General features: G+C 73.5%; 8 protein-coding genes. 5 read left to right on the forward strand and 3 right to left on the reverse strand.

The window, feature by feature from the left end; translation table 11 throughout:
* Positions 1–76: 76 nt before the first annotated feature.
* On the reverse strand, positions 77–2,422 hold the full coding sequence (locus ACFYOU_RS31970; protein WP_391310593.1) for a PQQ-binding-like beta-propeller repeat protein: 2,346 nt from the start codon (positions 2,420–2,422) through the stop codon (positions 77–79).
* A gap of 442 nt (positions 2,423–2,864) precedes the next feature.
* Between ACFYOU_RS31970 and ACFYOU_RS31975 the strand changes: the two genes are divergently transcribed.
* The 4 genes from ACFYOU_RS31975 (at position 2,865) to proC (ending at position 5,877) form a co-directional block, all read left to right on the forward strand.
* On the forward strand, positions 2,865–3,374 hold the full coding sequence (locus ACFYOU_RS31975) for an EamA/RhaT family transporter (protein ID WP_391310595.1): 510 nt from the start codon (positions 2,865–2,867) through the stop codon (positions 3,372–3,374).
* Between the two features lie 61 nt (positions 3,375–3,435).
* Positions 3,436–4,206, forward strand: coding sequence for an ATP-binding cassette domain-containing protein (locus tag ACFYOU_RS31980; RefSeq protein WP_391310597.1), 771 nt, complete (start codon positions 3,436–3,438; stop codon positions 4,204–4,206).
* A gap of 31 nt (positions 4,207–4,237) precedes the next feature.
* A complete protein-coding gene (locus tag ACFYOU_RS31985) occupies positions 4,238–4,975 on the forward strand; it encodes an ABC transporter permease (protein ID WP_391310599.1) in 738 nt (245 codons plus the stop codon).
* Between the two features lie 89 nt (positions 4,976–5,064).
* Entirely contained in the window at positions 5,065–5,877 is an 813-nt protein-coding gene (gene proC / locus ACFYOU_RS31990) for a pyrroline-5-carboxylate reductase (RefSeq protein ID WP_391310601.1), read from the forward strand.
* Between the two features lie 142 nt (positions 5,878–6,019).
* Here the strand turns inward: proC and ACFYOU_RS31995 are convergent, their stop codons facing one another.
* The gene (locus ACFYOU_RS31995) at positions 6,020–7,303 is read right to left on the reverse strand and encodes an MFS transporter (protein ID WP_391310603.1); all 1,284 of its coding nucleotides are present in this window, start codon (positions 7,301–7,303) and stop codon (positions 6,020–6,022) included.
* A 104-nt stretch (positions 7,304–7,407) separates the two neighbouring features.
* Here ACFYOU_RS31995 and ACFYOU_RS32000 point away from each other — a divergent pair, with 104 nt between their 5' ends.
* Positions 7,408–8,454 (forward strand): transcriptional regulator, encoded by a 1,047-nt coding sequence (locus tag ACFYOU_RS32000; protein WP_391310606.1) that lies wholly within the window; start codon positions 7,408–7,410, stop codon positions 8,452–8,454.
* Positions 8,455–8,639: 185 nt separating this feature from the next.
* Here the strand turns inward: ACFYOU_RS32000 and ACFYOU_RS32005 are convergent.
* Positions 8,640–8,900, reverse strand: a 261-nt coding sequence (locus tag ACFYOU_RS32005; RefSeq protein ID WP_391310608.1) for a hypothetical protein, incomplete at its 5' end; no start/stop codon positions are given.

Below are 8,900 nucleotides of genomic sequence, written 5' to 3' on the forward strand. Positions count from 1 at the left end.
CCCGGCCCGACCACTGACGGTGCCCCTGCCGCGGAGCCACGCTCCGCGGCAGGGGCACCGCCCGTTGCGCACCGCCTCACGGAATCCGGGGCGGCCGCGCCAGGTCGAAGGCCGACAGGGTGTTGTCGGCGGCCGCCGCCACCAGCACCCGACCCACCAGGGTGAGCCGGGGGCTCGAACCGGTGAACCCGCCCGGGCTCTGTGCGTGCGGGGCCGTCGACCACAGTTCGGAACCCTTCCGCGCGTCCAGCGCGGTGACCCGGCCGGTCGCCGACCCCACGTACAGCACCCCGTTCGCGGCGAGCGGGGTCGAGGCCCACTCCGCGGCGGTCCGGGTGTGCCACTTGCGCCGTCCCGTGCCCGGGTCGACCGCGCTGACCTCCCCGGTGGGCGAGGTGAAGTAGAGCGTGCCGTCCGCGAAGCCCGGCACCGCGCCCCCGTACCCGCGGAGCCGATCGGCCTCCCGGCGACCGGTGGCCATGTCCAGCCGGACCACCTGCGAGAAGCCCGTCTCCGCAGCGCCCGCCGCCTCCCGCACCAGCAGCAGCCTGCCGCCGTCGAGCGCGCCCACCGGCCGCAACGCGCCGTCCGCGGTGACCGCCCGTCCCAGCGCACCGCCCTTCGGGTCCAGCGTGTGGAACCCCACCTCGGCCGGGCGGCCCAGCGTGACCTGCGTCGACGGGGCGCACATCGCGTACGCCTTCCCGCCCGCCGGGAAGGGCGCGCACCACGAACCGCTGGGCAGCGGCGTCGTCCAGGACAGCCGTCCGTCGCGCGCCGAACGCGCCTCGAACCGGGTGGACCCCGGGTCCACGGTCAGCACGGTGGACCCGGTCAGCACCGCGTGCTGCGGCTCCCGCAGCAGGTACGTGGCCTTGGTGCCGACCCGGGTCCGCCACAGCTCCTCGCCGCTCGCCGCGTCGAGCGCAACCACCTCGGTGCGCTCGGAGCCCGCCTTGGGCAGGTGGTAACCGAGGACGGTACGGCCCGCGAGGCCCTTGCCGGAGCCCCCGGTCACCCCGATCAGGTGCAGTCCCTGCATGGGGACGCCCGGATACGTCTTGCGCCACAGCACCCTGCCGTCGGAGGCGCGCAGCCGGGCGGCCACCACGCCGCCGCCCCCGCAGAACAGGGCGTCACCGTCGGCCGTCACACAGCGCAGTTCGTCACCGAGCTGCTGCCCTCCGCGCACGGTCTTGCGCCACGGTGCGAACCCGGCGGGCAGCGGCGCCGCACTCCCGCTGAACCCCTGGCCCCGGGCCGGCGTCTCGCGCCCCCCGCCCGCCTCCGGCCGCTCCGAGCCGCCCGATCCGAGCACCACCACCCCGGCGACGACCAGCGCGGTGACCAGCGCGGTGACGACGCCCGCGCCCAGGAACCGGCGGCGCTTGCGGGACGCCCGGCGCCGACCGGAACCGGAACCGGAACCGGAGGCGGAACCGGAGACGGCACCGGGACCGGAGACCTCATCGCCCGGGTCCGAACCCGGTGCCGCCTCCGGGGCGTCGTCGGCGACGGGCCCGAGGTCCCACCCGTCCGGCGGACCGGGAACGTCCGTCCGCCGGGTCCCCGGCAAGGTCTTCAACTCCGCCATCGGCGCGGACGACGACCCCAGGTCCTCGGGGAGCCCGCGCAACGCCACCAACAACTCGTGGGCGGACGGCCGCCCCTTCGCCACCTTGGTCAGACACGGCTCCACCACCTCCCGCAGCACCGCGGGCACCGCACCCAGATCGGGCGGCTCGTGCACCACCTGGTACGCGGTCATGTACGGGCTGTCCGCGTCGAAGGGGCCCTGCCCGGTCGCGGCGAACACCAGGAGCGTCGCCAGCGAGAACACGTCGGACTCCGGCCCGACCGCCCGCGGCGTCTGCAACTGTTCCGGCGACATGAAGGGCGGGGTCCCTATCACCCGCCCGGTCATCGTGAGGGTCTGGTTGCCCGTGGCGCGGGAGATGCCGAAGTCGATGACCCGCGGCCCGTCGGGGGAGAGGACCACGTTCGACGGCTTCAGGTCCCGGTGGATCACCCCCGCCCGGTGGATCTCGCGCAGCGCCTCGGCCAGCCCGATGGCGAGCGTGCGCAGTTCGGGACCGAACAGCGTCCCCTCGTCGGCGATCCGCTGGGCCAGCGTGGGACCGGAGATGTACGCGGTCGCCATCCAGGGCCGCAGCGCCTCCGGGTCGGCGTCCACGACGGCCGCCGTGAACACCCCGCTCACCCGACGGGCCGCGGACACCTCCTGACGGAAGCGGATGCGGAACTCCTCGTCACCTGCGAAGTGTTGGTGAATGAGTTTGATCGCGACCGGACGGCCCGATGCGGTACGCGCCAGGAAGACGGTGCCCATGCCCCCGGAACCGAGGCGCGCCTCCACCGGGTAGCCGCCGATCTCCTCAGGGTCCCCGCCCCGGAGCTGCACGACTCCCACCTCATCCGTCCACGGCCAACAGATCCCACCACCAGTGAACAAACTAGCGGGTCACCGGGTCCGTACGGGTGACGGCACGGTGGCCACGCAGCATTTCCCCACCCGTACCCACCGGTAGGTTCCCCGCGCCCCTTGGTACGTCCAGCCCGGGGTGCGCTGTTCGGTCGGCGTCCGCCTTGGTGTTGCGCAGTTCCCCGCGCCCCTGATCGGGGCGCCCCTGCGGCCCGCGGACCGGAAGGCCCCCGATAGGGGCGCGGGGAACTGCGCAAACCCCGCAGCGCACCGCGCAGAACAGTGCACGCGCAGCGGATCGCACCCGATAGGGGGCGCGGGGAACTGCGCAAAACCGCAGCGCACCCGCACGGGACACCGCACGCGACACGCACGAACCAAGCCCCCGGCCCACCCGCCCCCCGCACGGGATACTCACCCCGTGAGCGAGCCCCCGACCGCACCCGCGGGCCCCCAGCCCGCCCCCCTCCGCTTCTTCGGCACCGCCTGGCTGCACCACGACCAGCACTACGCGGCCCGCCGCATCACCGCGACCACCGCCTCCCTCGCCGCCACGGCCGCCGGCGCCCTCGTCCTGCGCTTCGCCTACGAGGGCATGGCCGCCGCCCGCGTGGGCCCCTTCGTGAACGTGGCGGTCATCCTGATGTTCACGGTCTGCTCGGCACTCGCCTTCCGCCGCACCTGGGACGGCTTCACCCAGGCCCCGCCCCCAGCCCAGGGCCAGGCCGCGACCGAGGCCGCCGACCCCGCCGCGGGACGCGGCGTACGGACCATCGGATTCCTCGGCGGCCTACTGGCGTACTTCCTGCGCTCCCTCACCGAGGCCCCCGGCGAAAAACGACTGCGCGCGGAGTACGAGACGCAACGCGCCCGGTACGAACGCCGCACCGCACGCCGGGCGGGCCATCCGGCCAAGCGCCGGCGCGCCTGAGCGCCCCCGGATTCCGCCGCAGCGCTTGACGGGCACCACCGCCAGGAGCAGTATTCATCACATGATGAATAAAAGCGCGGAGGAGCCCCCCGCCGTCCGCGCGGAATCCCTCCGGGTCGTCCGGGGCGCCCGCACCGTTCTGCACGACCTCACCTTCACCGTCCCCCGCGGCCAGATCACCGGCCTCCTCGGCCCCTCGGGCTGCGGCAAATCCACCCTGATGCGGGCCGTCGTCGGCACCCAGGCCAAGGTCACCGGCACCCTCGACGTCCTCGGCCACCCCGCCGGCGCCCCACCGCTGCGCCCCCGCGTCGGCTACGTCACCCAGGCCCCGTCCGTCTACGACGACCTGAGCGTCCGTCAGAACCTCGACTACTTCGCAGCCGTCCTCGACCCCGCCCCCTCCGCGGCCGAACGCCGCCGCCAGCACGTCGCCCGCGCCCTCGCCGACGTCGCCCTCACCTCGCACGCCGACGACCTCGCCGGGCGGCTCTCCGGCGGCCAACGCAGCCGGGTCTCGCTCGCCGTGGCCCTCCTCGGCACCCCGGAACTCCTCGTCCTCGACGAACCGACCGTCGGCCTCGACCCCGTGCTCCGCCGCGACCTGTGGGACCTCTTCCACCGACTCGCCACCGAACGCCGCGCCACGATCCTGGTCTCCTCCCACGTGATGGACGAGGCCGAACGCTGCCACCGCCTCCTCCTCCTGCGCGACGGCCACCTCCTCGCCGACGACACCCCCGCCGCCCTGCGCCAGCAGACCGGCACCGACTCCGCCGAAGCCGCCTTCCTCGCCCTGGTCGACCCCGCCGTCCCGCAGCCCGCCCCCTGATCCGCCCCGCCACCCACGGAGAGTGAGCCCCGTGAACGTCCACCGCACCCGCGCCACCGCCGCCCGCGTCCTGCGCCAACTCCGCCACGACCGCCGGTCGATCGCCCTGATGCTGCTGGTGCCCTGCCTGATGCTGTTCCTGCTCCGCTACGTCTTCGACGGCAGCCCCCGCACCTTCGACTCCATCGGAGCCGCACTCCTCGGCATCTTCCCGCTGATCACCATGTTCCTGGTGACCTCCATCGCGACCCTGCGCGAGCGCACCTCCGGCACCCTCGAACGGCTCCTCGCGATGCCCATGGCCAAGGCCGACCTCATCGCGGGTTACGCCCTCGCCTTCGGCGCCGTCGCCGTCGTGCAGTCCGCCCTCGCCACCGGCCTCGCCCTGTGGGCCCTGGGGCTCGACGTGGTCGGCTCCGCCTGGCTGCTGCTGCTCGTCGCGCTCCTCGACGCCCTCCTCGGCACCGCGCTCGGCCTGTTCGTCTCGGCGTTCGCGGCCTCCGAGTTCCAGGCCGTCCAGTTCATGCCGGCCGTGATCTTCCCCCAGCTCCTGCTGTGCGGACTGTTCGCCCCCCGCACGGAGATGCAACCCGTCCTGGAGGCCGTCTCCCAGGTGCTCCCCATGTCCTACGCGGTCGACGGCATGAACGAGGTCCTGAGGCACCCCGAGGTCACCGACGCCTTCCTCCGGGACGTCGGCGTCGTCGCCGGCTGCGCCCTCCTCGTCCTCGCCCTCGGCGCGGCGACCCTCCGCCGCCGCACCGCCTGACGGACCACCCGCCGACCTCCTCGACACGGCCCGCCGCACCCCCTCTGCGAGGATGACCGGCAACGAACGACCCTGCGGAAGGCCCCGTCATGCCCCAGAAAGTCGCAGTCCTCGGCACCGGAAAGATCGGCGAGGCCCTGCTCAGCGGCGTCATCCGGTCCGGCTGGCCGCCCGCCGACCTCCTCGTCACGGCCCGCCGCCCGGAACGCGCCGAAGAACTCCGGACCCGTTACGGAGTCACCCCCGTCAGCAACCAGGAGGCCGCCAAGAGCGCCGACACCCTGATCCTGACGGTGAAGCCCCAGGACATGGGCGCCCTCCTCGAAGAACTCGCCCCCCACCTGCCCGCGGACCGGCTGGTGATCAGCGGCGCCGCGGGCATCCCGACCACCTTCTTCGAGGAGCGCCTCCCCGAGGGCACCCCCGTGGTCCGCGTCATGACGAACACCCCCGCCCTGGTGGACGAGGCGATGTCCGTGATCTCCGCCGGCACCCACGCCACCGCCCAGCACCTCGCGCACGCCGAGGAGATCTTCGGCGCGGTCGGCAAGACCCTCCGCGTCCCCGAGGGCCAGCAGGACGCGGCCACGGCCCTCTCCGGCTCCGGACCCGCGTACTTCTACTACCTGGTCGAGGCGATGACCGATGCGGGCATCCTCCTCGGCCTGCCCCGGGACAAGGCCCACGACCTGATCGTGCAGGCCGCGATCGGCGCCGCCGTGATGCTCCGCGACAGCGGCGAACACCCCGTCAAGCTCCGCGAGAACGTCACCTCACCCGCCGGTACGACGATCAACGCCATCCGCGAGCTGGAGAACCACGGGGTGCGCGCCGCCCTGATCGCCGCCCTCGAAGCGGCCCGCGACCGCAGCCGCGAACTCGCCTCCGGCACCAGCACCTGACCACCGAGCACCCCTGAACAGCAGGTCCCGCCCCGGGTCACCCCCCGACCGGCCGACCGTCGCCCCCGGGCCCCCACGAGACGGCCCACCACCCCGGCGCCCCCACGAGACGGCGCCGCGACGGCGGCCGACCACCGCCCCGTCAGCCGACCCCGTCACCGGCCACCCGCGCCCCGGCCACATCCCCGGCTCCGTTCGCAGTCCCCGTGCCGCCCGGATTCCCGGTGCCGCCCGAGCTCACCGCCCCGCCCGGAGTCCCGACCCCGCCCGGGCTCCCGCGCAGACCCGGCACCAGGGCCACCGTCACCACCACCGACGCCGAGGCCAGCACCCCCATCGCGACGGCCGGCGAAGTCCACTCGGCCAGGGCCCCCGCGAGCCCCGCGCACACCCCCTGCGCCGTCATCATCCCCGCCCCGTGCAGCCCTAGCGCCTGCCCTCCCATCGCCTCCGGGGTCAGCGCCATCAGCCGCTCCTGCAACAACAGCGTCGCCGCGAAGCCCACGGACGCCAGCGTCACCGCCACCAACGCCACCACGAACGGCGGCCCGAACAGGAACACCGCGTACGGCACCGCCAGCAACAACCGCAACGGCAGGTCGATCCGCGCCCGCCACCGGGGCGGCACCCACCGCCCGGCCACCGCGTCCCCGACGAACATCCCCAGCGCCGCGCACGCGAACAGCCACCCCGCACGGCCCGGGTCGTACGGGACGAACAACGCCTCGCACCCCACGACCAACCCGTTCGGCAACCACAGCGCGAGGTACGTGCACCTACGGGCCCGCGACGACCACAGGAACCGGTTCGTCCGCCACGTCTCGGCCACTGAAGCCCGCCCCGCCACCCGCGGCGCCCGCGCCCGCAACCCGCACCGCGCCACCACCGCCGACCCCAGGTACAGCACCGCCCCCAACAGCAACGTCCCGCGCGGCGACAACACCGTCACCAACACCCCGCCCGCCGCGAAACCGACGACCTGCGCCAGCCCGGTGACCATGTTCAGCACCGACCGCCCCAGCAGGAACCCGTCCCGCGCGAGGACCTCGTTCAGCAACCCGTACCGCACCCCGCCGCCGAGCGCCGCCGCCGTCCCCAACCCCGACAGGACCACGAACAGCGCCCACACCGGCATCCCCGGCACGGCCTGCACCGCCGTCCCCACCCCGAACAGCGTCGCCAGTCCCGTCAGCGCGCCCCGCGGCGGCACCCGGTCCGCCGCCGACATCAGCAGCGCGGCCCCCAGCACCTGCGCCAACGACGCCCCGAACATGCTCAGCGCCGCCAGCAACGGCGAGCCCGTCGCCCCGTAGACCAGCACCCCCAACGCCAGTCCGCTCACCGTCGCCGCCGCCGTGTGCAAGGTGGTGCTCCAGAACAACGGCGCGAACTCCGGCGCCCCGAACAACTCCCGATAGGTCCGCATCCCCGGAGTCTGGGCAGCCCCTCCCCCCAACCCTTACTCTTTCGCCCCCAGGCGAAACGACACCCTCGAACCGGGAGCACCGCGCGACCGAGGAGCAAGCACCCATGGGCTGGTGGCACGTCACCACGGACACCCTGGCCGCGAGCCGCTTCGTGGTCTCCCCGCTCAGCGAGACCACCGCCGCGCTGATGAGCCTGGAACGCGGCACCGCCACCCACCCCGGCGACCGCGCCTGGCTCGCCGCCCACCGCCCCGCCTACCGGCGCCGTCTCGCCGCCGACCCCGTCACCGCCCAGCTGGTCCGGGCCGCCCTCGGCCGCTACTGGCTCGCCGACTTCCTCACCCCCGCCCCGACCGGCGAGCACACCCCCACCGACGAAGCGACGAGCACCTTCGAGACCGAACTGGACGACGTCCGCAGCGCCGACCCCGCAGCGGCCCGCGCCCACCTCACCCGCTCCATCCCCGGCCCCCTGCCCCCCACCCTCGACCGCCCCGACCTGCCTGAACGCACCGCCGACCTGCTCCACTGGGTCTGGACCCGCACTGTCCTCCCCACCTGGCCGCACCGCCGCAGCGTCCTCGAAGCCGACGTCATCGCCCGCCTCCAACACCTCACCCGGGGCGGCTGGGCCACCGCACTGAACGGTCTGCGCCCCGGAATGCGCTGGCTCGGCGCCGGCCGCCTCCAGATCAACGTGTACGAGTACCCGCCCCGCGACCTCACCGGCACCCAGCTCCTCTTCGTCCCCGTCACCACCGACCACGGCTGGGTCTCCTGGAACGACCGCACCCACGCCGTCACCTATCCCTGCACCGGCCCCCTCCTCACCCCGTCCCACCCCGGCGGCGACGGGACCGCTCCCGCACCCGCCGCCCTGGTCCGCCTCCTGGGCCCGGTGCGCGCCCACGTCCTCACCCTGCTCGACACCCCCAAGAGCACCACCCACCTGGTCGCCCTCACCGGCCAGGCCCTCGGCACCGTGGGCCGCCATCTCAAGGTGCTCCTCGACGCCCGTCTCCTGGAACGCCGCCGGGCGGGTCGCTCGGTCCTCTACTACCGCACCCCCCTGGCCGACGCCCTGGTCGACGGCCGGACCGACGGCAGCAGCCCCCGCCCCGGATTTGACACTCCTCGACCCCGTACGTAGTGTTCTCCGAGCTGTCCGACGTGAGCGCCGACTCCGGTCGGTCCCCGGACAGCCATTCCGTCTCCACCCATCGAGTAGCGATGATCCGTCATCGGTCTCTTGGCATGTGCTTTTCGGAATGAGGAATCCGCGTTCGATAAGAGCGCCGTCCCGATTAGCGGGACGGCAAGGAGTCCGCTAAAGTCTCACTCGTCGGAACGGCCCAACAGCCGCAAAGACAAACCCCGCTGACTGGGGGTCAGGCCCTGAAAGAGTCTGATAGAGTCGGAATCGCCGGAAAGGAAAACGCCGAAAAGCGTTCTCCCGGAAAGCACCGAGGAAATCGGATCGGAAAGATCTGATAGAGTCGGGAACACCGAAGGGAAGCGCCCGGAGGAAAGCCTCAGCCGAATGGCTGGAGTGAGTACAAAGGAAGCGTCCGTTCCTTGAGAACTCAACAGCGTGCC

Origin of the sequence: Streptomyces sp. NPDC005955 (assembly GCF_042871255.1) — a bacterium.
GTDB lineage: Bacteria > Actinomycetota > Actinomycetes > Streptomycetales > Streptomycetaceae > Streptomyces.

Bases quoted from the DNA above. Each gene is read 5' to 3' on its own strand.
- ACFYOU_RS31980 (WP_391310597.1), top strand. From the start codon at position 3,436: ATGATGAATAAAAGCGCGGAGGAGCCCCCCGCCGTCCGCGCGGAATCC.
- proC (WP_391310601.1), top strand. From the start codon at position 5,065: ATGCCCCAGAAAGTCGCAGTCCTCGGCACCGGAAAGATCGGCGAGGCC.
- ACFYOU_RS31995 (WP_391310603.1), bottom strand. From the start codon at position 7,303: ATGCGGACCTATCGGGAGTTGTTCGGGGCGCCGGAGTTCGCGCCGTTG.
- ACFYOU_RS32000 (WP_391310606.1), top strand. From the start codon at position 7,408: ATGGGCTGGTGGCACGTCACCACGGACACCCTGGCCGCGAGCCGCTTC.